Here is a 24,590-nt window from a genome sequence, read left to right as displayed (position 1 = left end):
ATACCATTTATAAAACTCCTTTCTGATAATCAATATTTTTTTTACTTTTACATAAAGCGGTGAATGGACATTTGTCGATCTTTATTTGCTTCGTAAAGTTTTTCAACTTGTTCTTGATGTTGAATTTCCTCTATACTCAATTTCCGTTTATTAATGGTAATAGTTAAAAAGAAAATATTCAGGGTCATAATGACACCTCCTTTGTTACCGTATCTTACATGACGTGGTACATTGAAATTTGACGGTCTTTGTTCTGCTCATAAAGACGTTCAACCATCTCTTGTTGAGCAGCTTCTTGAAGATTCATTTTCCGTTTTTTAATCGTAATCGAAAAGAATAATATGTTCAGGGTCATTTTTATTCACCTCCTTAAAGGTTTGTCGCGGCAGCTAAGCCTTTTTACTTTTCTAGTTTTTTACAACCATATCCAAATGAAGGCACAAAAAGGCCGCAAGAAATTACTCCCTTGCGGCCTTTTGATTTTTAGGCACAAAAATACCGCAGGGCATCATTCTCCCTTGCGGCATGGATATGTATGGTAACTAAAAAATAGTTAAGCAATCCATTCCTGTCTGGTCGAATGCGTGATATTCAAATATCCAATTTTCATGTCAGTACCTTTTACTGCGCCAATGTTAGAAATTTTCATCATCTTACTCGACCTCCTTCGGAATTTTTTACTAACTAAGGTAATTATATCCACGTACATATACTTTGTAAACCGTTTTCTTGAATTTTTTTAAAAATAGGCAAAAAAATAAGCGTCTCCAGTACGGAGATCGCTTACCTTTGATTCATTTGATCATTTCCTTCTTCCATATCCATTAACTTTAACTGGCACTTCTTTGCTTGAATAAAAAGGAAAATTGAAATGGCTAAAAGAGACATTGAAGCCATCATCATTATATTTAGATCCATCTCACTTTTATCAGATGGAATGATAACACCTAAATAGAAAAACACACCAACAGCTAACAAGATTATTGCGAATCTTCTGAAGTCAGCCATTTTCTCTGCAAGTTTCTTCGCACGCTGTTCCAAGTCATCCACCTGCTTTTCATATAATCTACTAATCTACTTTAACACATAATCATGAATTAAAGAGGATGTAAATTATAGAAAACATTATAAAAACAAGCCCTGGATAAAGGACTTGTTCAAATTAGAGCATAACTATATGGCAGATACCATTTTCATGATTAGAGTGGCGGAGTTGGTTGCAGCTTTGTCTATGAATTGATCGAAGGAGATTTCAGATTCCTTGCCAGCGATATCTGAGAGTGAGCGGATAATGACAAATGGGACCTCAAATCGATAGGCAACTTGTGCAATAGCAGCTGCCTCCATCTCAACAGCTTGCAAATCGGTAAATTTTGAACGGACAAACTCAACGCGTGTCGGATCTTCCATGAAAGAATCTCCAGTAACAATTAACCCTCTGCTAACCTGAAAGTTTTCAATTTCGTTTGCGGCAGTTTCAGCTGCTGCCATTAATTTTTCATCCGCAATAAAAGCTGCAGGGAGCTGTGGCACTTGGCCGTACTCATACCCAAAGGCCGTCACATCCACATCATGATGCCGGACCTCCGTAGAAATCACTGCATCACCAACACTGAGGTCAGGATTAAAACCACCAGCAGAGCCCGTATTGATGATACAATCTGGCTTATATTTTTCAAGCAGGATGGTCGTTGACATCGCTGCGTTTACCTTTCCAATACCTGAACGAAGTAAAATGACCTCTTTGCCATGCATACTGCCAAAAGTAAATTCACAGCCTGCTACCGTTTCTTGTGTTCGGTTTTCAATATTTTCTCTTAATAATGCTACTTCTTCTTCCATTGCACCGATGATTGCGATTTTCATTATTTGCCCTCTTTCGTCTTGATTTTACAATTAGGATAATAATAATTTACCTCGGATTAACCCATCGTATCCGCAACCATTATTTTAACACCTTTTAAGAAAAATTTACCACAGTCAATAAAGATAATTGGCCAAGTATTGCTAGTAAGCACGGAAATCACTAAAATAAACTTAGGAAAGGATGGTTTAGATGAATTTTAAAATCGATTTGATAGAGGATAAAGTAGAATTCTTTGACGCAACCGACTTGAGGGAATTAGAAAAGAAAATAGAAGTCAAAATTGAAGAAAACAAAATGATTCTCTTAGGTGTCCACTCGGTATCACACCAAATGCATGTAACAGATAAAGGCCAAACTTATTTTACAGCCGTTGTGCATTTCAAACTAAAAAAGTAGGATAGGCGTTATAGAGCCCATCCTACTAGCTTATTTTTGAAGCTCTGCTAATTCTTCCACTCTTGTAGGCATCCAGCCTGCTCCATCAACCCACTTAATATAAACACGATATATGTGTGATTTATCATTAGAATAAACTGTTCCAATCGAAGCATTTGACTGTGTTTTATCGCTGCCTAACCAATAGACCTGCATACTGTTCTTATCTATACCTGTTGCATAAGAAATAGCAGTTAACATTTCTTGCCAATCAATAGATTCTAAATCATAGGCTGGAACATGATCACCTGACTGCGAGGTGCCTACAGGCTTCCAGCTTGGATTTTCAATTGTTTTAACTACATTTGATGAGCCATCACCTTCAGTGACAACTGCCTGAGATTCATCCGCAGATTCAGGGGCAGACACTTCCACACCCTCTTCACCCGATTCGGATTCAACTGCTTTTTCTTCCTCAGCTTGCTGCTTCTCATCTTTCTCTTGCTTCTCTTCATCTGAGGTTTTCGTCTCTTCTGTTTTTGGCTGATTCTTTTCAGTAGATAGGTTTTCGTCACCAGAAGAAAAAATGGAATATGCAACAAAAACAATAAGTGCAAGCACAAGGACAATTAAACTGTTTAAGATTATATTTGTTTTTTTTCTTTTCGCTCGATAACTAGAACGAGGACCAGATTGGAATTCGTTACTCATTAAATTACCTCCGAAATTAAAATGCACTTAGCTGTCAACATTCTAACATGAATCAGCAAGAACTTGAAGGGAAATCGCTTAAGACAGGACTATTGATTCCCCTGATTTGTTTCATATAGCATTTTAACCATATCCGCAAATAATAAATTTACCCCGCCCTCATGATCAAGCACATCCAAATTTACTGTAACCAGAGCATACTTTGGGTTTTGGTAGGGAAAGTAGCCGGCAAACCACTTGTTATGCAATTGCTGTTCATTTTGATATTTCCCTGTTTCAGCAGTCCCCGATTTTCCAGCTACCTCATAAGGGAGGTTTTGAAACCATTTGCCTGTTCCATTAGGATTAAGAACAACTTCTCTTAGAAGCTTCTGGAGTTTCATGGTCGTATAGGAAGAAATCGTTTCTCCTGACAGCGCTTGCTCATTAAATTCTACCATGGTTGTGCCATTTTTATATTCAATTTTTGAAGCTGTTCGGACCATTTCCTTTTTCCCGCCTCTAGCGATTGTGGCCATCATATTCGCTACAGCCAGAGGGGTTGCTCTCACCTCATGCTGTCCAATACCTGACAAGGCTGCAAAGTTCGGATCCTTTCTGGCCTCTTCCGATAAAAATACTCTGCCTTTATCTTCACCGACAAACTGCTTAAAATTACTAGTATGATAAACCTCACCCTGCCAACCTACTGAACCTGTCAATGATAATTTTTCAGCATATTCTTCTATTAATCCTGGATCAATTTGTTGCAGTTCTTTAGCCAGTTCACCAAACGTTCGATTACAGCTTCTCGCAAAACTATCCATAAAGTTTAACATGCCGTAATCATACTTTAGTTCTGGCTGCCCATTAATCTTTTTACTGCAGTCAAAAAGCCGGGTTGGATTGTCGAGGTTTTGATCAATGGCCGCTGCCGCTACGACTGTTTTAAAAACAGAACCCATTATTTCCTGTTTCAACATCCTATTTGTGATTCCACTGCCGCTATACGGATCAGATTTATTCATTTTAGGACGAGAAACCATCGCTAATACACTATTATCCTCGATATCAATCAGAACAAGTCCACCCTTTTGGATATTATGCTTGTCCACTAGTTCTTCAGCCATTTGCTGGAGTGTTCGATCTAAAGTAGTTCTAACATTCACTGGATAAAAAGGATTTGCAGGATCCACATACTTCACGTTAATACCAAATAAAGGGGCACCACCGCCGTCAACATGATAAACAAGTTTCGATTTACCCTCTGGCAGCAAAAATTCGTCAAAGCTCTGCTCTAAACCAGACACACCAATTAATGTCTTTTCGGAAAGTTCCTTATCAGGATAACGTTTTTTTAACACTTCTCTATTCTCTCCGGTTAATCCAATTAATTGCTCTGCTGGATAGGTGGATCGCTCATATTTTTTCTCAATAGCAAAGACACCCGGTATCTCTAATTGATTAATTCGCTCCATCTGGGACGCTGATAGCTCAATTGGCTGCGGATCACCATAAGCAAAGGGCTTTTTGGCCTGACTGAGTGCATTCACAAGCTTACCCTTTTGAATGCCAGATATAGCTGAGACGGCATCTATATCCCATTCTGTATTTTTTAAGAAAGGGAACAAAACAAGAACCGAGACCTTTTTATGAGTAAGTAAATTTCCCTCTCGATCTAGGAAGTTCCCTCTGCCATTATCGATTACTAATTCTTGCGTTCTCTGTTTGACACTATCCTCTAACAAATTAATATTATGCTTTGAGAAACTCTCTGTATCAATGAGCTGTAATACCGCCAAACGGGCTAATAATAACAATAAGCCAATCAAGCAAATGATTTGTAATCCCTTCGTTCGCTTACGCCACATAAAAAACACCTCGTCAAAAGTTTTGACGAGGTTGCACTATTTCAAACATTTAAGCGATTATTTAATTGTAACTATACGTACACTCATTTCGCCGCCAGGAGTTTGAACAGAAACTTCCTCGCCGACTTTTTTACCAAGTAAGCTTTTTGCAATAGGTGAATCATTTGAAATTTTACCTTCAAAAGGATCAGCCTCAGCACTGCCAACGATTGTATAAGTTTCTTCTTCACCATTAGGAAGCTCGACAAATGTTACTGATCTGCCTAATGCAACAGAATCGCTCTTAGTTTCGCCTTCTTCAATAATCTTTGCATTACGAATCATATTTTCAAGAGTCGTGATTCGACCCTCAACAAATGCTTGTTCTTCCTTTGCAGAATCATACTCAGAGTTCTCCGATAAGTCTCCGAAGCTTCGGGCAATTTTAATTCTTTCAACCACTTCTTTCCGTTTAACGGACTTTAAGTGATCAAGTTCTTGTTCAAGTTTTTCTTTGCCCGCTTGAGTCATTGGAAATATTTTTTCTACCGCCAAAATTCTCACTCCTTCTAGTCTCACAATCCCCCATAGATTGTGTATTTCAATTATGTAGGTGTATGTGTGCAGCACACACATAATGCATAGGTGCGCGTCCTTCTTTAAGGGCGCGCAGCTAAGATATTTATCCCGCATTAACGGGTTGTAACACCCCTCCACTTAAAGATATGAGTGAAAACGAGAGGGGATAACTGCCCGTAAAAGCCCGACAAGTTCAACTAACCATCAGTAGGGGATGAAGAAAACCCCCACTGATGGAAGCCTCACTTTATCCAATATGGATATATTTTAACTTTTCTCTGCTATTGTTTCATAAAAATGATTTTTGTTCAAGAATTGTTTGAATTTTTGTGACCATTAAATCAATCGCGACATGATTTTGACCACCCTCTGGGATGATTACATCAGCATAGCGCTTTGTTGGTTCAATAAATTGGTTATGCATGGGGCGAACAACATTAACATATTGATCAATGACAGAATCCAATGTACGTCCGCGTTCTTTAATATCACGAGATAATCTTCTGATAATCCTTAAATCAGCATCTGTGTCTACATAAAGCTTGATGTCCATTAAGTTCCGCAAACGCTCATCCTCAAGTACAAGTATGCCTTCTAGGATGATGACATTTTTAGGATCGACCGAAATAATTTCTTTAGAGCGTGTATGCAGTGAATAATCATAAACTGGTTTTTCAATCGGTTCATAACGCAATAGCTTTTCGAGATGGTCAATTAAAAGGTCATTGTCAAAAGCTAGCGGGTGGTCATAATTCGTTTTTAATCGTTCCTCAAATGGTACATCACTTTGGTCCTTATAGTAGTAATCCTGTTCAAGCATTAAGATAGAATGTCCCTTAAAGCTATCATAAATGGCTTTTGTAACACTGGTTTTTCCGGAGCCGGAGCCGCCGGTTACACCAATAACAACCGGTTTGCGCATCTTTCTAGTTCCCCTTTCGCATCATGTTGTTAGAGTAAACCGGTTTGTCCAATTTAAATTGTACAATTTGAAGCGGATGTCTGGCTGCATCCAGTTCGTTACCTTTTTCATCCCAAATTTTATCAATCACATGAGTAAAGTTTTGAATTTCCGGGCCAAAAAACTCAACTTCTTCACCCGGTTTAAAGTGGTTTCGCTGCTGAAGTGTAACCATTTGTGTTTCTTCGTTATAATCCAACACAAGACCGACAAATTCAAACTTTGTCTTCTTGCTATGATTACCAAACATTTGCTCTTTATACCCAGGAACTCCTTCAAAAAACGCTGGAGCCGTTTCCCGGTTCGCACATTTATCAAGTTCCTCCAACCACTCACGCCTAATCACAAAGTTTTCAGGGTCTGCACAGTAAGCATCAATCACTTTGCGGTAAACACTGACGACGGTTGCAACGTAGTGAATAGACTTCATCCGTCCCTCAATTTTCAGACTGTCAATGCCCAGCTCAATCATTTGAGGAATCGCCTGAATTAAGTTCAGATCCTTTGGGCTCATTGCAAAAGACGCATCCTCTTCTGTAAAGAGCGGTACCTCTGATCCGCTGCCCTCTAATTGGTATAAATCATAATCCCAGCGGCATGATTGACAGCATCCCCCTCGGTTTGAATCTCTTGCTGTCATGTGATTACTTAATGTACAGCGTCCAGAGTATGCAATACACATGGCACCATGGATAAAGGTTTCGATCTCAATATCAACCTTTTCCTTCATTTCCCTAATCTCTTCAGCACTTGTTTCGCGGGCTAAAACTACGCGCTCTAACCCTTCCTCTTTCCAAAATTGAACTGCCTTCCAGTTGGAAAGAGATTGTTGTGTACTTAAATGTACTTCAATTTCTGGCGCAACACGGCGGCAGGTATCAATAATCAACGGATCAGCGACGATAATTCCCGCCACACCAGCTTCTTTTAAACCTAGTAAATAGTCTTCAAGGCCATCGATATTTTCATTGTGAGCATAAATGTTTGTGGTTACGTAGATTTTTGCTCCGAATTTTTTGGCAAAATCTACGCCTTCCTTCATTTCTTCAAATGTGAAATTATCAGCGTTAGAACGCAGTCCATATTCTTGACCGCCGATAAATACCGCATCTGCACCGTATTGAACCGCAATTTTTAATTTTTCAAGGTTTCCTGCTGGTGCAAGAAGTTCTGGTTTTTTTACAATCACTCGCTTGCCATCAATCATCTCTGAAATCTTATCTATCACTGTATTCACGTCGTCTACCTCCTTTTGTTAAGATTATGCTATTAATAAACGGTTTCCTTAAAGAAGAATCCTGTATCCAATTTGCGGTTAGGAGGTTGAATCTCTTCGACAGCTTCTAGGAGCTTAGCTTTTTTATCATCGTAAAGGTCTGGATCTTCGTAATATAAATCGATTGCCTCACGATAAAGTTTTGTCACAGCAATGATATATTCAGACGTTTTTAGAATCCCCTCGATTTTAAAAGAATCTACACCTGCTTCAAGCATCTCTTGTAATTCATCAATAATACAAATATCATTCGGACTCATAATGTGAGTACCATTTTCATCTTCAAAAATCGGGTATTTATTTTCACGTTCCTTGTCGTGCAGGAACATGTTTTTCTGTTGTTTGCGGTTCTCTATTTCTAAGGCCTTACCTTGATACTCGTAATAGTTTCCTAATAACGAGCGTTTTGATTGGAACATGCAGCTCATACCGTGGACCTGTACTTCAATCTCAACATCTGCATTTTCTCTTGTTTCGACAATTGCATCCATGTTGATTTCACGAGCGAGAACAGCTCTTTTCGAGCCTTTCCTCCCCCAATAGTTACACGTATACCAATTGGTACCTGTTGTTTCCGTACTCCAGTGCAGTTTCATACTCGGTGCAGCTTCGCGAGCCGCCATAAGGACAGCTGGGTCACCAAATATAACGGCATCTGCCTTGGCATTACTTAGAAATGCTATATAGTCAGTAAGCTCGTCCACTTTTTCATTATGAAAAACCGCATTCATCGCAACATATACTTTTTTCCCTTGGGAATGGGCTAGTTCAATAGCCTCAGCTACCTGTTCGCGGTTAAATTCACCCGCTAACCGTAATCCGTATCGCTGTTCTCCAACAATAAATGCGTCTGCTCCAGCAGCTGCGAGCGGCAGGATATCCGTAAGGGATAAAGGGGTTACCAATAATTCTGTTTTTCTCACCTTATTCACCTCTTTTTCTTTTACTAATTGCTACTCCGTCTCCTACTGGAATTATAACGGTGTGATAATCTGGATGACTCATCAACCAGTGATTAAATTCATCTATTTTCTTAACCAGATTACGGATTCTCTTTGATTCAATTTCTGATTCCGCAACAAGTCCTTTAAACAGGACATTGTCGGTAATAATAATTCCATCCTTGTTCAGATATTTTGAATAAAGCTCAAAAAACCTTTTATATTGACCCTTTGCCGCATCGACAAAAATGGCATCAAAAGGAGCTTGTTCCCCTACCTGCTCTTCCACTTCAAGAGCATCCCCCTTGACCAAGAAGATTTGTTCTTGATGGTTAGAACGCTGGATGAACTCCGTAGCTAATTGAATACGCTCCACGTCTCTCTCAATGGTTACAATAGCTGCCTTTGGAAGAGCTTCTGCCATTCTTAAAGCAGAATAACCAATCGCTGTTCCTACTTCAAGAATTTTTTTTGAATCATGAATCCTTAGAATTTGGAGCATCGTTTCTATACCAGCCAATTCCATTATCGGAACTTGATTTTCAACAGCAAACTTCTCCATCTCCATAAACAAAGGGTTACGCTCTGGAAAAAGACCATCTATATATGAATGCAATTTATCGTTTAACAAGCAGAATCCACCTCAATCTCTATACCACTAAAATACCCTTTAGGCATGAAAAAATAGCGTTCACAGAAAATGACACATCCCCCGAAGTTAAATTAACAGGATGGGCTTGAGAACGGGAACTGTCTCAGGAGTCGTTACTGTGAGTTACGCTATACAGGGCTTATTAGTTCAACTAACCATCAGTGGGTTTTTTTTCATCCCCCCTGATGGTTAGTTGAACTTATCGGGCTTTTACGGGGAGTTATCCCCACCTAGGATTTCTGGTTTTCACTAATAACCCTAAGGTGGGGGTCTTACTGCCCGTTAATGCAGGATAAAACACTTGAACTATTTTAGCATAAAAAAAAGGGAAAGAAAACATTTCCCCTTCATCAACCATTAATTTTTATTGGTAATATGTTCAGCCTTTTTCCTGTTATGTTCATCAAGCGTCAGACTAAAAAGAACATCTCCCTCTCCAGTTGCAAGGAAGTATAGAAAATTAGTCTCGTCTGGCTGTAAGGCTGCTTCAATTGATTCTTTACCTGCATTGGCAATTGGCCCCGGTGGCAGGTCTTTATATTTATAGGTATTGTATGGGGAATCCACTTCCAAATCCTCGTACAATACCCTTTCTTTATGCTTTCCTTGAGCATATAAAACGGTAGGGTCGGTTTGCAATGGCATGCCTTGTTCGATCCGATTATAAAATACACTCGAAATTTTCTTACGATCAGCCAATTTTGTTGCCTCTTCTTCAATTAGCGAGGACATGGTTAATAGCTGGTGGATGGATAGCTGCTTCTCCTGGCTTTCTACTGAATAGGCTGCTACCACCTTCTGTGTTTGCTTAAGCATCGTCACAACCATTTCTTCCACTGTTGGGTCAAGCTTATAAAACGGATACGTTGCTGGGTAGAGGTAGCCCTCTAACGGATACATGATATGAGGATTTAAAATATCATTCGTAAGCAGGTCAGGAAACTTCGCCATCATATTTTGAATAAAGGTTTTATCGTTCAACTGATTAAACACTTCTTCTTCAGATTTATTAATGGCTTTTGCCATGATGGCTGAGATTTCGCTTAATTGTTTCCCCTCAGGAATGGTTAGATTAAAGGCTGCTTCTTGAAGCACTTTACCTGTTTTTAATCGGTTGATGATTTCTGGGATGTCCATCGAAGGACTTAATTCATATTCACCAGCCATAAATCCTGACTCATTTTTCAACTTAACGTAATATTTAAAAACCTTAGCATTTTTTATAATTCCATTTGCCTGTAATCTCTCTGAAATTCCCGTAACCGATGAACCAATTGGAATTTCGACTTTTTTCTTTACCTTACTATTTTCATCAATAGGTTCAATCGCCGATTTAATATAAAGATATCCGCCGCCGCCGATAAACACGAGTAAAAAAACAGTTAAAATCGAAATGATTAGTACGATTCTGCGGACAATTCTCGCTTCGCTCTGCTGTTCAAGCATTTTCTGACGGATGGTCTCTTTTTTCGAGTTTTTCTCATCTGTTGCCATTCTTCTGCCCCTTCCTAAAGCTAAGAAACAATATCTTTTAAACTTTTCTTTTATACATCTAAAAAAAGCATATCGATATTATTTCAGCATATGTTGCGAAAAATGTCAATTTAATGCGAAAAATGGAGGTTTTTGGACTGAAAATAAACAAATATACAAAAAAACGACCCTTATAGGGCCGTTTTTTTAAGGTCGAAATTATTCTTCGTCTTCTTCTTCTTCGTAGAAAGTGTTAAGCATTTCTTCAATCATATCCCATTCTTCTTCAGTTTCAATTGGGATTAGCTCACCATCTCCACCTTCTTCGGTCGGGTTAAAGGCATAGGCATGAATTTCAGGACCTTCCTCATCATCTTCAAATTCTCCGACAGGCTGGAATAATACATAAGATTTTCCAAAATCCTCTGATTCAAATGTAAACAGCACCTCACATAATTGCTCATTGCCTTTTTCGTCTATGATTGTAATTTGGTTTTCTCCGTGTTCCATTTCTTCACCTCATTAATTTTTGCTATCAAGATAGCCCTGTAAGATCATCATAGCTGCCATTTTATCGATGACTTTCTTGCGCTTTTTCCGGCTGACATCAGCTTCTAGCAGGACACGCTCAGCCGCCATTGTTGTGAGACGCTCGTCCCACAAAACGGTTGGAACTGCAAATTGACTTTCAATCTCCTCGGCAAATTGCTTACTAGCTTCACCGCGGGGGCCAATTGTTCCATTCATATTTTTTGGCAGACCGATGACAACTTTACTTATACCATACTCTTTTATTATTTGACCAATTTCCTCAAATCCAAACTTATTTTTTTCTTCGTCGATTTTGAGGGTTTTGAGGCCCTGTGCAGTCCAGCCAAGCTCATCGCTTATGGCAATCCCTACTGTCTTAGAGCCTACATCTAATCCCATAATCCGCATTCTTTAACCCTCACGTTGTTGTTTTAAGTAGGATTTTACTAATTCTTCAATAATTTCGTCCCGTTCAAGCTTCCGAATAATGTTTCGAGCATCTCGATGACGTGGTATATAGGCAGGGTCTCCCGATAATAGATAACCAACAATTTGATTAATAGGATTATATCCCTTATCCTGTAGTGCCTCGTATACCTGGAATAGTACATCGTTCACATCATGCTCGATAGGATCTTCAGGAAAGTTGAATCTCATTGTTTTGTCAAATGAGCTCATTTCAAACACCTCGCATTTTTAGTAGAGGAGATAATTGTAATTACTAGTATTTACCTTCTACTTATTTTACACTAGTTTGTCTCATTATCAAATTGATTTTATCCATTCGTCAACGAATTGCAGGGCTGAATCAAGTTTTTCCGGGTCTTTACCCCCAGCCTGGGCCATATCTGGTCGACCGCCGCCGCCCCCGCCACATCGGGTGGCAACTTCTTTAATTAACTTACCAGCATGGTAGCCCTTATCAATTAAATCTTTTGTAACAGCAGAAATCAAGTTTACTTTCCCGTCATTTGCGCTGCCGAGCAAGATAACAGCTGATCCAAGCTTTTGCTTCAGGTCATCTGCCATATTTCGTAGATTATTCATATCGGCTGCCTGTACTCTAGCGGCTAAGACGGTTACCCCGTCAATTTCCTTTGCTTTTGAGACAAGATTTCCGGCTTCGATATTTCCTAGCTTGCTAGCAAGAGATTCGTTTTCACGTTGAAGCTGTCTCATTTCAGTCATCAATACTTCAATACGGTTAACAATCTCTTTCGGATTCGTTTTAAGCTTGTCAGCAGCTTCCTTTAATAAGCCCACCTGGTCGTTTAACAGCTGATAAGCAGATTCACCGGTAACCGCCTCAATCCTTCTTGTTCCAGCGCCAATTCCACTCTCTGAAACAATTTTGAACAATCCAATCACAGAGGTATTCGGAACATGGCAGCCACCGCAAAGCTCAAGACTATAATCTCCAACTTTAACAACGCGGACAATATCACCGTATTTTTCTCCGAAAAGAGCCATTGCCCCCATTTCCTTTGCTTCAGCAATAGGCTTTAAGCTAATATCTACTTCGATATTTCTCCAGATTTTTTCGTTAACGATTTTTTCAATTTCCTCTAATTCTTCCGGTTTCACTTGACCAAAATGCGAGAAGTCAAAACGAAGTCTGTCAGGTTCAACAAGTGATCCAGCTTGATTGACATGCGGACCTAAAATATCCTTTAAGGCTTGATGCAATAAATGGGTAGCTGTGTGATTTTTAATGATTTGCACACGATTTTCCTGGTTTACCTTCGCCTTCACCTTTGCATTTGTTGTTAACGTACCTGTTTGGACAACTGCCTTATGAAGGTTCTGTCCGTTTGGAGCTTTTTGAACATCCTTAATGAGGACGGTTACTCCGTCAGCCTCTAATAAACCCCGGTCAGCAATTTGACCGCCGCTCTCCGCATAGAAAGGTGTTTCATCAAGAATTAATTGAACCTCTTCCCCAGCAGCAGCGTCGTCAATTAATTCACCATGTTTAACGATACTAACAACTGTTGACTCTGACTGAAGCTGATTATATCCGACAAATTCACTTGAAACTTTAAGGTCACCAAGTACTCCACCTTGAACCTGCATCGAATCAACATCCTGGCGAGCAGCACGTGCACGTTCACGCTGCAAGTCCATTTCTGCTTCGAAGCCATCATGGTCAACCGTCATGCCTTCTTCTTCCGCATACTCTTCGGTCAATTCAACCGGAAATCCATAAGTGTCGTAAAGACGGAACACATCTGCTCCTGAAATAACTGAGCTGTTCTTTTCCTTTTCCTTTTTAATCACACTTCCAAGAATAGCAAGACCTTCATGAAGAGTTTCATGGAAGCGTTCTTCCTCATTCTTCATTACTTTTTGAATAAAAGCGGTTTTATCCTTTACCTCTGGATAGAAGTCAGCCATAATCTCACCGACAACGGGTACAAGCTCAAACATAAATGGACGATGTATGTTAATTTGTTTTGCATAGCGGACAGCGCGGCGCAAAAGACGGCGAAGAACATATCCACGCCCTTCATTAGAAGGTAATGCACCATCACCGACAGCAAACGCAACGGTACGAATATGGTCAGCGATGACTTTAAAAGCAACATCCTTCTCTTTATTGGCCCCGTAAGTTACCCCTGAAATTTCTTCCGTGGCACGAATGATCGGCATGAAAAGGTCAGTATCAAAATTGGTTGGTACGTTTTGAACAACAGAGGCCATTCTTTCTAGGCCCATCCCAGTATCAATGTTTTTCTTTGGAAGCGGAGAATAGGTTCCGTCTGGGTTATGGTTGAATTGTGAGAATACTAAGTTCCATACTTCGAGATAACGGTCATTTTCACCGCCAGGATATAGTTCAGGATCTGTCGGGTCATCCCCGTACTCTGGTCCGCGATCATAGAAAATCTCCGTATTAGGACCGCTTGGACCTTCTCCAATATCCCAGAAGTTGCCTTCCAGCCGAATAATACGCTCCTCTGGAATTCCAATTTTTTTATGCCAAAGATCAAACGCTTCATGATCTTCCGGGTGGATCGTAACAGAGAGAAGTTCAGGATCCCAGCCAATCCACTTTTTATCTGTTAAAAACTCCCAAGCCCATTCAATCGCTTCCTCCTTGAAATATTCGCCGATAGAGAAATTGCCGAGCATTTCAAAGAAGGTATGATGGCGGGCCGTTTTTCCTACATTTTCAATATCATTCGTTCGAATTGATTTTTGAGCATTTGTTATTCTTGGATTGGCAGGGATTACACGTCCATCAAAATATTTCTTTAATGTTGCTACCCCGCTGTTAATCCAAAGTAAGGTCGGGTCCTCATGCGGAACAAGTGATGCACTCGGTTCAATGGCATGTCCTTTTTCTTGGAAAAAGTCTAAAAACAGCTTACGTATTTGTGAACCAGTTAAGTTTTTCATAGCTATACGCCTCCTATTAATTATTTAGTCGTTTTTAAAAAAGAATACAAAAAAGCCCTCATCCCCTAACAGGGACGAGAGCTTGTCTCGCGGTACCACCCTGATTATGAACACAAAAAGCTTATGTATCCACCTCTCAAAAATGCCTTAACGCGGCAACAACGGCAGTGATTAGCTGCACTCTGGATTAGCTTTCTGTTATCCTTCACCCTAGAACCTCTTGCAGCCGTGGAGGTCCCTCTCTTTTAAGATGGACTATAACATACTTATTCCTTCAACATTTTAGTACAATATTCTATATGTGGATTATAGCTACACGAAAAACGTTTGTCAATCATTGAAAGCGGTATAAATCTAAGAAGGTGAAAAGTGATTTTTGGCATGAATAACCGCTACTTTTAAAACTACAAGAACCGGAACACCTAGGATCATTCCGATTATTCCTCCCATTTCCCCACCTGCTGTTAGTGCGAGCATAATCATTAACGGGTGCATATGCAGGCTCCTGCCTACGATATATGGCGATAATATATTCCCTTCAAGGAATTGCAGACTAAAGACTATGATTAGAGTAATAATCACTAATTTCACTGACGAAGTAGCTGCGATAATGACTGCTGGAACAGCACCAATGATTGGTCCGAAATAGGGAATAACATTCGTTGCCGCAATAATCAATCCTAGCAGCAGTGGATATTTTAAATGAAAAATCCAAAACAATAAAGCAGATAAACTGCCGATAATCGCGCATACCAGCAGCTGCCCCCGAATGTAACTTCCTAAAGACACGTCTAGTTCTCTAAGAAAACGTGCACCTGAGTGCCTCCATTTCTTAGGTGTCATATACCACACCGCACGTTTAATTAATGGGAAATCCTTTAACATGTAAAAGGCAATAAACGGAATGATCACAATAATGAGTGCAGAATTCAAAAAGTTCAGCAGCGTGTCTATTATAATGGTGAGCAGGGAGTCTAATTTATTCTCAAATGCATTAACACCGTCATTCAATTTTTCCTGCAGACCATCTGGCCACCTGCGTGTATGTGTTTGCAGCGCGTTAATATATTCCCGGTAATGCTCTGCTAGTAAGGGTGCACTTTCTGCAAGATCCCTTAATTGTGCAATGAATATAGGAATCCCTTTATAGAGTGAAAAACCAACTCCACCAAAAAATAAAATGTAAATAAAAAAGATTGCTAATCCGCGGTGAAGCCCCTTATCATGCAGTTTTTCAACGATTGGATGTAAAAGATAGGTAATAAATCCTCCAATTAAAAAAGGAAAGAGGACAATGAATACGATTTGTAGAACGGGAAGCCATACAAACCGAATTTTAAAGAAAATATAAATGGCAAATAGTAAAAGAAGCAAAAAGCCAATTCGATAAAACCATTTCATCCGGATATCCAACGTACTGCCTCCTTTATTATTTTTAGTCTTGGAGACATTTGCTGGAATTATTCACAGATGCTAAAATCCCCCCTCTTTAGAGGGGGGATCGGTATTAGAATAAAGCTCGTTTTACTTTTCTTGTCATTCTTTTCATTTGTCGGCCCGACATCATATTATTCCTTTGGGCAATATTATAAGCAGCCACACCCACACCAAACGCAATAGCAGAAGTCATCATTTTGTTCATTACGTCTCACCTCTTTAGTTAGTTTGACAAAGCTGTTCTAACTGTCTAGCTCACGACATTCAGCCGGGTTCGCCTTCTTATAGGGTGTAACGACGTTCTTCTTCTTCAAACAAGTCATCTAATGAACTGAGTGAACCGTCTTCTTCAACCTGGTGAGTATTGATTATACCTTTACCAAGTGACAATTCGATAAAACAATTCCAGCAATAATATTGGTTTATACCGATCTTACCAATATCTTTACTTTGACAATTAGGACACTTTAACATGGAAAGACACCTCACGTAAGATTCGCTAGTTAGAACGCCTCGTTCTAACTTGATCAACTACGCCTCAGGACCATCTTGGAGGTCGCTATATGGCAAGTTTTCAGATACGTCTACGATGATGGCATCTTTTCCAATCGCAGGGGGCTTCCGGGATTGAATCACTTGTTTCCCTTCTGTAAGATCCGAAAAGAAACCATCCGTTGTTTCGTACCCTACGATTGTGCCCAATTCTTCCTGAAAATATACATCCTCTAACAACCCTAGAGATTCACCGCTTTTGGATAGAATCATTTTTCCATTTAAGGAATGCTGGTGTGTCAGGGTATATTCAGCTGTTGTTTTACACTTTGCTAAATGGTCATGGTCTTCAATCATAACTCCATCCCAGCCAAAAGATGATACATCGTGAATGTCCAAAAAATAGGTTTGTTTGAAGAATACGCCTTTTTTAACTAAAAGGCCTTTTACCATGCCGTCTTTTGTAATACAAAGGTCAGTTACTTCGCCAATTTTCGTGCCGCTGACCGTTTCATATACAGGCTGCCCTTTTAATAAAGAAAATGTTCGCAGAGTGTCCCACCTCCTGTGAACATTTATAGTGTCAGTCAATTGTTAGGAAATCATAAGGTGTAAGGTTTTCCATCCCAATCATTGGGTCAACCTGCATTAATAATTCTTCTGCAGGTAAGTCCTTTCCAGACCCATTTAAAGGTTGATTATCATGTTGCTGGACAATGGTTTCCTGCAGTTTTTGGCATAAAGTGGTTAGCCGGCTTTGCTCATCTGCCCTTTCGATCCCCATTCGGAGGGCATCCTCTTCACCGCAAATAATTAATGATTGTTTACTTCTTGTAATAGCGGTGTAAATAAGGTTTCTTCTCAACATCCGGTAATAGCTTCTTGTTATCGGCAAAATAACAATCGGAAACTCACTGCCTTGGGACTTATGTACGGAGCAGCAATAGGCAAGCGTAATTTGATTCAAGTCTTGCTTTGTATACGTTACTTCATTGCCCTCAAAGGAAATTAAAATCATATCCTGTTTTTCTGTATTTTCCTTTGCATAAAAAATGGAAACAATTTCTCCAATATCACCATTAAACACATTCTTTTCAGGCTGGTTAACAAGTTGAAGAACCTTATCGCCGATTCGGTATTTCACTTCACCATAAGCAATCTCTTTCCGAGAGCCATCTGAATTCGGATTGAAAATTTCTTGAAGCAATCCATTTAAGCGATCAATGCCAGCCGGACCTTTATACATCGGTGCCAGAACCTGGATATCCCTAGCTGTATAACCTTTGCTTTTTGCATTATCTGCTACTTTTTCAACAACCTGAGCAACTTGAGCAGTTGAGCATCTAATAAAAGAACGATCCCTCTGCTTCATTGTGATATCAGGCGGTAAAAATCCTTTTTTAATCTCATGAGCCAGTTCGATAATCGATGAACCTTCAGCTTGTCGATAGATATCCGTTAGTCTTACCGTTGGGACTCGTTCAGATTGAAGCAAATCCTTTAATACTTGCCCAGGCCCCACAGAAGGAAGCTGGTCCTCGTCACCGACTAAAATCACTTGAATATTTTCAGGCAATGCCTTGAACAACTGATTAGCAAGCCAAATGTCAAGCATGGAGGTTTCATCTACGATGATAATTTTCCCCTCTAAAGGGGTTGTTTCATCATGACCAAAACCTTCTGTCCCATTAAACCCAAGCAAGCGATGAATCGTTACTGCGGGCAGTCCAGTCGATTCACTCATTCTTTTAGCTGCTCTTCCCGTTGGCGCGGCAAGCAGAAATGGAAATGGCTCATTTTTCTTCTGGTAGTCTTTAGGATTTAAGGAACAGCCATGCAGTTCGGCATATAGTTCAACAATCCCCTTAATAACAGTAGTCTTACCCGTACCTGGACCGCCTGTTAAAATCAGCATAGGTGACATTAATGCTGTTTGAATCGCTTCCCTTTGGGTTGGTGCATATTGAACCTTTATTCTTTCCTCAAGATCCCCAAGAGCAAGTAGGAATTCAGACTCTGGAAATTGATCTTGATATTCTGTTTGTTCAAGGATTCGATTGATACTCGAAACGAGCCCTTTTTCAGCAAAGTAAAGGGACGGTAAATACACACGCTTGTCTTCACCTATTACTTTTCCCTCTTCCTCGAGCTTAATCAGCTCATTACTGATATCAATAAACTCAATTTGATCACGCTTATTCTCTTCGAGCAGTCTTTGCACCTGAACAAGTAAATCCTCGACATGGATATAGACATGTCCCGTCTGCATACTTTCACTTTCAAGAGTATACAGACAAGCTGCCTTAATCCGGTCTGGATGGTTCCCAGAAATCCCTAGTTGATAGCCAAGCTCATCTGCCCTGCCAAACCCTATACCTTCGATGCTTTCGACTAACTGATAGGGGTTTTTTTGAATGATTTGCAAGGTATCATCCTTATATACCTGATAAATCCGCATAGAGATTTGTGGACCAAAACCATACTGATTTAATGCCACCATGACCTGCTCGAGACCTTGATGCTCCATCAGCGTGTCATAAAGCAGTTTCGCCTTATCTGGAGGGAGTTTTGGAATCGAATCAAGCAGGGACGGCTGATTTAGTATTTTTGAGATGGCATTTTCACCTATAGTGGTTACGATGTTCTCGGCTGTCTTTTTCCCAATCCCCTTAAACATTTCACTTGATAAATAAGAGATAACACCCTGCTTAGTCTGAGGAATATCCTTGCGAAAATGGTTCGTTTGAAATTGAAGGCCGAATTTTGGATGATCCTTAAATTCACCAAAGAAGATATAGGTCTCCTGCTCATGAATTTTCGGAAAATATCCTGTGATGACTGCTTCTTTGTCATCATAATCATCATTCGTTTCCTCAACCCGAATCCTTAGAACTGAATATAGGTTTTGCTCATTATGAAAAATCGTTACAAGATGTTTTCCTTTTACATACTTCCCCTGTTCAGTAAACAAATCAAGCGATTCCTGCTTGTCCATGTGACTCCCTCCTTTCATTGCAGTCTTATATTATTGATTTTTTTCGATTAGTTTCTTCGCATGACCTGCCAACAGGTGATCTGGCTGGATCTCAAGTGCCAGATTGAACATCTCCAATGCCTTCGCTCCGTTTTCCTTGAAAGCATAACAAACACCTATATTATAAAAAGCATCCGAATGCTCTGAATCCAATTCAACACATTTTTCTAATTGGACAATCGCTTCATCGATCAGCTCAAGCTGTGCAAGACAGAGCCCATATTGAAAGCGTGCTTCAGCATCGTCTTCACTCAGTTCAACACTTCTTTGTAAATAAGGAAGAGCAAATTTCCCTTGCTCCATCTGAACAAGCGTTAACCCTAGCATAAAGTAATTATCACTTGTTTCTAGTCCTTTTTTCATCGCAGTCTCAAACATCTTTTTAGCTTGGTCTAATTGTTCGTTGCTAAAATAGATGTTTCCCGCACTATAATAGGCTACTGCCGCTGAATCGTCTAATTGAATGGCACGCTCATAGAATTTCAAGGCTTTATCATCGTCGCCTACGGCAGATAATACGTTTCCAAAATTGATATAGGCAATTGGATCTACCGGATTCTCTTCAATTAATTCATTGAAGATTTTCGCCGCCTCTTCCCACTTACCTTCTTGCATGTATTGTACACCTAATTGGTTTTTATCCATTTCTTCTTCACTCCGTTCTAATTGAGAGTATAACATATTTAACTGGGTTTCTAATGGTCAATTTAGGTTTCTATATGGGATAAAGATATCGTTAAAAATCCCTGACTCCGGTTTGGAATCAGGGAAAGTTTACCCTACATATGTTAGCCTTTCGGCACCTTTATAAACTTCGTCAATCGTACCTCCTCCAAGACATTCGTCACCATTGTAAAAAACAACAGCTTGTCCAGGAGTGATTGCCCGAGTCGATTCAGCAAAAAGCACTTCGACCTTTTTGTTCTCTAAAAGCCTTACCGTTACTTTGTGGTCTTCCTGACGGTAACGGAATTTTGCCGTACATTGGAATTCTGCTGGTATCTCCTGATTGGAGACCCAGTTAACATCCACAGCAATAAGAGAGTCGGAATAAAGCTTTTCATTATGAAAACCTTGACCCACATATAAAATATTCCGTTTTAAATCCTTGCCTATCGCAAACCACGGTTCACCTGAACCACCGATTCCCAGCCCATGGCGTTGACCGATTGTATGGTACATTAAACCTTCGTGCTTACCCATCACAACACCGTCAAGTGTCTCCATATTTCCAGGCTGCGCTGGAAGATATTGACCTAGGAATTCTTTAAAATTCCGCTCTCCGATAAAACAAATCCCCGTACTATCCTTTTTCGTTGCTGTTGCAAGGTTAGCTTCCTTAGCAATTTCACGGACTCGAGGCTTTTCAAGATTACCAATTGGGAACATGACCTTGCTAAGCTGGTCCTGTGACAGCTGATTTAGAAAATACGTTTGGTCTTTATTTTCATCTAAACCGCGAAGCATTTTGTATTCACCATCACGGAACTCAACCTGCGCATAGTGACCTGTTGCCAAATAATCTGCACCCAAATTTATCGCATGCTCAAGAAAGGCTTTAAATTTGATTTCCTTGTTACACATTACATCTGGATTCGGAGTTCTTCCCGCTTTATATTCATCTAAGAAATAAGTAAATACCTTATCCCAATATTGTTTTTCAAAATTGACAGCGTAATACGGTATACCAATTTGATTGCAAACACGAATGACATCATTATAATCCTCGGTTGCAGTACAAACACCGTTTTCATCTGTATCATCCCAGTTTTTCATAAAGATCCCGATCACATCATAGCCCTGCTGTTTTAAAAGCAGCGCAGCAACGGAGGAGTCAACTCCACCTGACATGCCGACAACAACCCTTGTGTTTTTTGGATCTATTCTTTCCATGAAGTATTTCACCTCTCTTAATCTAAACCTTCTTGCATTTATTTTTTTAGACGAGAAACTATTTTTGCCGTTTCTTCGGCCGCTTTAATGATTTGTTCTTTTGTTGTAGAAAAACCGAAGCTAAAACGGATCGAATTCAATAATCGTTCTGAGTCTTTTCCAAACATAGCAACCAAGACATGGGAAGCCTCAACAGAACCAGCCGTACAAGCAGACCCACTTGAAACAGCAATACCTGCTAAATCAAGATTTACAAGCATGGCTTCCACATTTGTTCCTGGAAAGCTTAAGTTTAATACATGCGGCAAAGATTTTTCAAGCATTCCGTTTATCTCGAACTCTACCCCTTGCTCGGTCAAATGCTGAACAAGTAATTGTTTGTAGCTGAGAAACTGTTCCCGCTTTGACATCCGCTCTTTTTCTGCTATTTTCACGGCCTCTTGGAAGCCGACAATTGATGCAACATTTTCAGTACCGGCACGTCTTTTCCGCTCCTGGTCACCGCCAAATGTTCGCGGCTGCAGCTTCACTGTATCTCTTGCATATAGAAAACCAATTCCCTTTGGACCATTAATTTTATGAGCTGAGACAGAAAGTAAATCAATCGCTAACTCATTCACATCGATTTGCTCCAAGCCATACGCTTGAACAGCATCCGTATGAAATTTTGCTTGATGGTCTTTTAAAAGCAGTCCAATTTCCTTAATTGGCTGGATGGTTCCTACTTCGTTGTTGCCGAACATAATGGAAACTAGAATCGTGTCCTCCCGCAGCGAAGCACGCAATTCATCAAACCTAATAACCCCAGTTTCGTCAACCGATAAATAGGTTACCTCAAAGCCCAGTTTCTCAAGCCTATGACAAGCATGGAGAACAGCATGATGCTCACTTTCTGTGGTGATAATATGCTTTCCATTATGCTGATAGCTTTCAGCAACTCCAAATAAGGCCATATTATCAGCTTCGGTGCCACCGCTTGTGAAAACAATTTCGTTTTCCTTAGCTCCGATACTGCGTGCCAAGATTTCCCGTGCTTGGTCAATATTGTGCCGTGCTTCCCTGCCAAATGAATGGATACTGGAGGGATTTCCAAAGGTGTTGTTCATGACAAGCATCATTTTTTCAATTACCTCAGGACGCATCGGACTTGTAGCCGCATGGTCGAGATAGATCCGTTCCATATTTCCACCTTCAATCTAAATAATCCTTATTATGCATAACCATTAAATATAAAACATATAACCGTCGACTTCTCCGTCTTCGCTGTGGCTAGAAAGGTCTTCAAGCGTTGTATTGTCGAGAACCCCTTTGATGGCATCACGGATGCGGATCCAAAGTTCGCGCTGTGCCGGCTCCTCATCTTCAATTCCTTCGACAAGTGTGATCGGTCCTTCAAGGACACGAATGACATCACCAGCGGTAATGCTAGTCGGTGCATCTGCCAGAATATAACCCCCGTATGCCCCGCGGATACTTTTCACTAAACCAGCGTTTCGTAAGGGTGCAATTAATTGCTCAAGGTAATGCTCTGATAATTGGTTAGCCTGGGCAATAGCTTTTAGTGATGTTGGACCTTCACCATGATTTTTTGCCAGTTCGATCATAATCGTAAGACCGTACCTTCCCTTTGTAGAAATTCTCATTTTACAGCACCTCTTTATATTTTTAAAAATTTTTTGTTTGATGTTAAATACACAGTAACTTGATAGGCATTAGCTATTATAGCATATTGTACTTTAATATGCTTTTTGAAGAGAACATGATAGAGTAGAATCAAATCATTTATATATGTGGAGAGATTTGTTATGCAACAAAAACCACTCGCATTTCGAATGCGGCCAAGAACAATTGAAGAAGTAGTCGGACAACAGCATTTAGTAGCTGATGATAAAATTATTGCCCGAATGGTAAAGGCGAAACAACTAACATCCATGATTCTTTATGGTCCCCCTGGAATCGGCAAGACCTCCATAGCCAGCGCGATTGCCGGCAGTACGAAATACGCTTTTCGAACGCTTAATGCGGTCACGAATAATAAGAAGGACTTGGAAGTTGTGGCAGCTGAGGCGAAAATGTCTGGGAAGGTCATCTTATTGTTAGATGAAGTGCATCGCCTGGATAAGGGAAAACAGGATTTCCTCCTTCCCTACTTGGAGAATGGCATGATTACCCTAATTGGAGCGACAACGAGCAATCCCTATCACGCCATCAATCCCGCAATCCGCAGCCGCTGCCAAATCTTCGAGCTAAAGCCGCTTACAGCAGATGAAATTAAACAAGCACTTCTCCGGGCAATGGCAGATGAGGAGCGGGGCTTTGGTAGAGATAAGATCGAAATTTCAGAAGAAGCTTTGCAGCATTTTGCTAATGCCTCAAACGGTGATGTTAGAAGTTCTTTGAATGCCCTTGAGCTTGCAGTTCTTTCTACTGATCGTGACGAAGACACTATTACTCATATTAGTCTGCATACTGCTGAAGAGTGTATGCAAAAGAAGAGCCTCGGGTCCGATAAAGATGGTGATGGTCATTACGACGTGCTATCCGCATTCCAAAAATCGATTCGCGGAAGTGATGTGAATGCAGCATTACATTATCTTGGGAGATTAATAGAAGCAGGCGACCTGATTAGTATTAGTCGCAGGTTGCTGGTTATTGCCTACGAAGATGTGGGCCTGGCTAATCCTCAAGCTGGAGCTAGAACCCTAGCCGCAATTGAAACCTGTGAAAGAATCGGTTTTCCAGAGGGGAGAATCCCTCTTGCCAATGCTGTAATTGAATTATGCCTATCACCGAAATCAAATTCAGCCATCTCCGCCATTGATGCTGCCCTGGCTGATATTCAAAAAGGTATCCTTGGGGAAGTTCCAGACCACCTGCGAGATGCCCATTATAAAGGGGCGAGGGAACTCGGCAGAGGGATTGATTACTTATTTCCACATGATTATGAATCAGGCTGGGTCCCACAGCAATACCTGCCAGACCGGTTGAAGCACAAGAAATACTATGTACCAAAGAAAACCGGTAAATTTGAACAAGCACTAGCCATGGTCTATGAAAAGCTGATGAGAAAAACTTAGCATTCGCCAGGTCCTTAAGGCGAGTGCCATAGTTTTTATTATACCTTCCTAATAGGCCGAAAA

The 24,590-nt window shown here is 40.3% G+C and carries 27 protein-coding genes and 1 other annotated feature; of the genes, 2 read left to right on the top strand and 25 right to left on the bottom strand.

Going from position 1 to position 24,590, the window contains the following annotated elements; translation table 11 throughout:
• Positions 1-47: 47 nt before the first annotated feature.
• From BTR25_RS03400 to mtnN, 4 genes are all read right to left on the bottom strand, one after another.
• Positions 48-188 (bottom strand): YrzI family small protein, encoded by a 141-nt coding sequence (locus BTR25_RS03400; protein WP_075686154.1) that lies wholly within the window; start codon positions 186-188, stop codon positions 48-50.
• A gap of 26 nt (positions 189-214) precedes the next feature.
• On the bottom strand, positions 215-355 hold the full coding sequence (locus BTR25_RS03395; protein ID WP_075686152.1) for a YrzI family small protein: 141 nt from the start codon (positions 353-355) through the stop codon (positions 215-217).
• Between the two features lie 428 nt (positions 356-783).
• Complete coding sequence (locus BTR25_RS03390) at positions 784-1,050, bottom strand: YrhC family protein (protein WP_254842618.1); 267 nt, start codon at positions 1,048-1,050, stop codon at positions 784-786.
• 123 nt (positions 1,051-1,173) lie between these two features.
• Entirely contained in the window at positions 1,174-1,866 is a 693-nt protein-coding gene (gene mtnN / locus BTR25_RS03385; protein ID WP_075686148.1) for a 5'-methylthioadenosine/S-adenosylhomocysteine nucleosidase, read from the bottom strand.
• A gap of 190 nt (positions 1,867-2,056) precedes the next feature.
• Between mtnN and BTR25_RS03380 the strand changes: the two genes are divergently transcribed.
• Positions 2,057-2,263 carry a DUF2536 family protein gene (locus BTR25_RS03380; protein ID WP_075686146.1) on the top strand — a complete coding sequence of 69 codons (207 nt, stop codon included), beginning with the start codon at positions 2,057-2,059 and terminating at the stop codon, positions 2,261-2,263.
• A gap of 30 nt (positions 2,264-2,293) precedes the next feature.
• Here the strand turns inward: BTR25_RS03380 and BTR25_RS03375 are convergent, their stop codons facing one another.
• The 21 genes from BTR25_RS03375 to cymR all read right to left on the bottom strand — a co-directional run bounded on the left by BTR25_RS03375 (position 2,294) and on the right by cymR (position 23,093).
• Positions 2,294-2,953, bottom strand: coding sequence for a YrrS family protein (locus BTR25_RS03375; protein WP_075686144.1), 660 nt, complete (start codon positions 2,951-2,953; stop codon positions 2,294-2,296).
• Positions 2,954-3,042: 89 nt separating this feature from the next.
• Positions 3,043-4,803, bottom strand: a complete 1,761-nt coding sequence (locus tag BTR25_RS03370; protein WP_075686142.1) for a peptidoglycan D,D-transpeptidase FtsI family protein — start codon at positions 4,801-4,803, stop codon at positions 3,043-3,045.
• A gap of 57 nt (positions 4,804-4,860) precedes the next feature.
• Positions 4,861-5,337, bottom strand: coding sequence for a transcription elongation factor GreA (gene greA, locus BTR25_RS03365; RefSeq protein WP_075686140.1), 477 nt, complete (start codon positions 5,335-5,337; stop codon positions 4,861-4,863).
• 313 nt (positions 5,338-5,650) lie between these two features.
• On the bottom strand, positions 5,651-6,283 hold the full coding sequence (udk, locus tag BTR25_RS03360; RefSeq protein WP_075686138.1) for a uridine kinase: 633 nt from the start codon (positions 6,281-6,283) through the stop codon (positions 5,651-5,653).
• Between the two features lie 4 nt (positions 6,284-6,287).
• Entirely contained in the window at positions 6,288-7,559 is a 1,272-nt protein-coding gene (locus BTR25_RS03355) for a peptidase U32 family protein (protein ID WP_139311161.1), read from the bottom strand.
• 32 nt (positions 7,560-7,591) lie between these two features.
• Positions 7,592-8,521 carry a peptidase U32 family protein gene (locus BTR25_RS03350; RefSeq protein ID WP_075686136.1) on the bottom strand — a complete coding sequence of 310 codons (930 nt, stop codon included), beginning with the start codon at positions 8,519-8,521 and terminating at the stop codon, positions 7,592-7,594.
• Between the two features lies 1 nt (position 8,522).
• Positions 8,523-9,170 (bottom strand): O-methyltransferase, encoded by a 648-nt coding sequence (locus tag BTR25_RS03345; RefSeq protein ID WP_075686134.1) that lies wholly within the window; start codon positions 9,168-9,170, stop codon positions 8,523-8,525.
• Positions 9,171-9,548: 378 nt separating this feature from the next.
• The gene (gene mltG / locus BTR25_RS03340) at positions 9,549-10,685 is read right to left on the bottom strand and encodes an endolytic transglycosylase MltG (protein WP_075686132.1); all 1,137 of its coding nucleotides are present in this window, start codon (positions 10,683-10,685) and stop codon (positions 9,549-9,551) included.
• A gap of 198 nt (positions 10,686-10,883) precedes the next feature.
• On the bottom strand, positions 10,884-11,174 hold the full coding sequence (locus tag BTR25_RS03335) for a DUF1292 domain-containing protein (protein WP_075686130.1): 291 nt from the start codon (positions 11,172-11,174) through the stop codon (positions 10,884-10,886).
• Positions 11,175-11,186: 12 nt separating this feature from the next.
• A complete protein-coding gene (gene ruvX, locus BTR25_RS03330; RefSeq protein WP_075686128.1) occupies positions 11,187-11,603 on the bottom strand; it encodes a Holliday junction resolvase RuvX in 417 nt (138 codons plus the stop codon).
• Positions 11,604-11,606: 3 nt separating this feature from the next.
• Entirely contained in the window at positions 11,607-11,873 is a 267-nt protein-coding gene (locus BTR25_RS03325) for an IreB family regulatory phosphoprotein (protein ID WP_075686127.1), read from the bottom strand.
• 87 nt (positions 11,874-11,960) lie between these two features.
• Positions 11,961-14,594, bottom strand: a complete 2,634-nt coding sequence (gene alaS / locus BTR25_RS03320; protein ID WP_075686125.1) for an alanine--tRNA ligase — start codon at positions 14,592-14,594, stop codon at positions 11,961-11,963.
• 67 nt (positions 14,595-14,661) lie between these two features.
• Positions 14,662-14,881: a binding site (T-box leader), on the bottom strand.
• A 67-nt stretch (positions 14,882-14,948) separates the two neighbouring features.
• The gene (locus BTR25_RS03315; RefSeq protein WP_075686123.1) at positions 14,949-16,007 is read right to left on the bottom strand and encodes an AI-2E family transporter; all 1,059 of its coding nucleotides are present in this window, start codon (positions 16,005-16,007) and stop codon (positions 14,949-14,951) included.
• A gap of 94 nt (positions 16,008-16,101) precedes the next feature.
• Positions 16,102-16,236, bottom strand: coding sequence for a YrzQ family protein (locus BTR25_RS03310; protein ID WP_075686121.1), 135 nt, complete (start codon positions 16,234-16,236; stop codon positions 16,102-16,104).
• A gap of 77 nt (positions 16,237-16,313) precedes the next feature.
• A complete protein-coding gene (locus BTR25_RS03305; protein ID WP_075686119.1) occupies positions 16,314-16,505 on the bottom strand; it encodes a hypothetical protein in 192 nt (63 codons plus the stop codon).
• A 57-nt stretch (positions 16,506-16,562) separates the two neighbouring features.
• Entirely contained in the window at positions 16,563-17,114 is a 552-nt protein-coding gene (locus tag BTR25_RS03300; RefSeq protein WP_368482961.1) for a PRC-barrel domain-containing protein, read from the bottom strand.
• Complete coding sequence (gene recD2, locus BTR25_RS03295; RefSeq protein WP_075686117.1) at positions 17,107-19,518, bottom strand: SF1B family DNA helicase RecD2; 2,412 nt, start codon at positions 19,516-19,518, stop codon at positions 17,107-17,109. Before recD2 ends, BTR25_RS03300 begins: the two co-directional genes overlap by 8 nt.
• Before the next feature lie 30 nt (positions 19,519-19,548).
• Entirely contained in the window at positions 19,549-20,202 is a 654-nt protein-coding gene (locus BTR25_RS03290) for a tetratricopeptide repeat protein (RefSeq protein WP_075686115.1), read from the bottom strand.
• A 129-nt stretch (positions 20,203-20,331) separates the two neighbouring features.
• The gene (mnmA, locus tag BTR25_RS03285) at positions 20,332-21,450 is read right to left on the bottom strand and encodes a tRNA 2-thiouridine(34) synthase MnmA (protein ID WP_075686113.1); all 1,119 of its coding nucleotides are present in this window, start codon (positions 21,448-21,450) and stop codon (positions 20,332-20,334) included.
• A 38-nt stretch (positions 21,451-21,488) separates the two neighbouring features.
• Positions 21,489-22,631 (bottom strand): cysteine desulfurase family protein, encoded by a 1,143-nt coding sequence (locus tag BTR25_RS03280; protein WP_075686111.1) that lies wholly within the window; start codon positions 22,629-22,631, stop codon positions 21,489-21,491.
• A gap of 42 nt (positions 22,632-22,673) precedes the next feature.
• On the bottom strand, positions 22,674-23,093 hold the full coding sequence (gene cymR, locus BTR25_RS03275; RefSeq protein WP_075686109.1) for a cysteine metabolism transcriptional regulator CymR: 420 nt from the start codon (positions 23,091-23,093) through the stop codon (positions 22,674-22,676).
• A 162-nt stretch (positions 23,094-23,255) separates the two neighbouring features.
• Here cymR and BTR25_RS03270 point away from each other — a divergent pair, with 162 nt between their 5' ends.
• Positions 23,256-24,527: a replication-associated recombination protein A gene (locus BTR25_RS03270; protein ID WP_075686107.1), complete on the top strand. Its 1,272-nt coding sequence runs from the start codon at positions 23,256-23,258 to the stop codon at positions 24,525-24,527.
• The last annotated feature ends 63 nt before the right edge of the window (positions 24,528-24,590 follow it).

The sequence above is a fragment of the Bacillus sp. MRMR6 genome, from assembly GCF_001940785.1.
In the GTDB taxonomy this organism is placed as follows: Bacteria; Bacillota; Bacilli; order Bacillales; family Cytobacillaceae; genus Neobacillus.
Note: the sequence above shows the minus strand (reverse complement) of the source record. Positions and strands in the feature narration are given on the sequence as shown.